Annotated in this window: 1 protein-coding gene and 1 riboswitch; the gene reads left to right on the top strand. The window is 69.0% G+C overall.

Features of this window, described 5'->3' with window-relative positions; genetic code table 11:
- The first annotated feature begins 246 nt into the window (after positions 1–246).
- Positions 247–347: riboswitch (glycine riboswitch) on the top strand.
- A 198-nt stretch (positions 348–545) separates the two neighbouring features.
- On the top strand, positions 546–1,324 hold a 779-nt coding region (gene gcvT / locus B9S61_RS01880; RefSeq protein WP_103540620.1), incomplete at its 3' end, for a glycine cleavage system aminomethyltransferase GcvT.

Here is a 1,324-nt window from a genome sequence, read left to right as displayed (position 1 = left end):
GTGGCACACGCCGTGGTCCTGTTCACCGTGATGGTCCTCCCCTGGGACCGGCCTGAGTCCAGGTCCCCGCTGAGTGTAAAGAGAAGGTAATGCCGAGGTCTCTCGTTTCCGTGCCTTTCCTGAAACAGGCCTGTCACAGCTCACTGTGACCGTGCCCGTACAACCTGTGCACCCCAGGAGAGGGTCCCCCTGCCGCGCCCTCACAATGCGTGCAATGATGTGCGCGCCAACTGCATACCGGCCGTTTGAATCCGCGCGGGAGAGTCCCCGGCACCGTTTGCCGCCGGGGCGCCGAAGGAGCAAGTCCCTCCCTTGAATCTCTCAGGCCCCGTTACCGCGCGGGCGAGGCACATCTGAAAAGCGGGCCGCTGCAGCCGTGCTCCAGTGGCTCCACCCAAGGTGCAAACCATGATCCTCCCCTGCGCGGGCGGTCATGGCGAACCTCTCAGGTTCCGATGACAGATGGGGAGGAACCGTCCTCGCCTTCCCTCACGCCCGAATGAACTCGCGCGGGAGGGGCCCCCATCGCCTTGGGAGACCGACCGATGAGCAGTACCGAACCCCGCCGGACCGCGCTCGATGCCCTGCATCGCTCGCTCGGCGCGACGATGACCGACTTCGCCGGCTGGGACATGCCCCTGCGCTACGGCTCCGAGCGCGACGAGCACAACGCCGTGCGGACGAAGGCCGGCCTCTTCGACCTCTCGCACATGGGCGAGATCGCGGTCACCGGCCCGGCCGCCGCCGCCCTCCTCGACCACGCCCTCGTCGGCAACATCGGCGGCGTCAAGCCCGGCCGCGCCCGCTACACCATGATCTGCCGCGAGGACGGCGGCATCCTGGACGACCTGATCGTCTACCGGCTCGGTGAGTCGGAGTACATGGTGGTCGCCAACGCCTCCAACGCCCAGACGGTGCTCGACGCCCTCGTCGAACGCTCGGCCGGGTTCGGCGCCGAGGTGCGCGACGACCGCGACGCCTATGCGCTGCTCGCCGTGCAGGGCCCCGAGTCCCAGAAGATCCTCGCCTCGCTCACCGACGCCGACCTGGACGGCCTGAAGTACTACGCCGGTCTGCCGGGCACGGTCGCCGGCGTTCCCGCCCTGATCGCCCGCACCGGTTACACCGGCGAGGACGGCTTCGAGCTGTTCGTGAAGCCGGAGCACGCGGTGGAGCTGTGGCAGGCGCTGACCAAGGCCGGCGAGGGCACGGGCCTGGTGCCGTGCGGTCTGTCCTGCCGGGACACGCTGCGCCTGGAGGCGGGCATGCCGCTGTACGGGAACGAGCTGAGCACCTCCCTGACGCCCTTCGACGCCGGCTTCGG

The sequence above is a fragment of the Streptomyces sp. SM1 genome (assembly GCF_002910825.1).
GTDB lineage: Bacteria > Actinomycetota > Actinomycetes > Streptomycetales > Streptomycetaceae > Streptomyces > Streptomyces okerensis.
The sequence above is the reverse complement of the archived record's forward strand: the minus strand, read 5'-3'. Positions and strand labels throughout refer to the sequence as shown.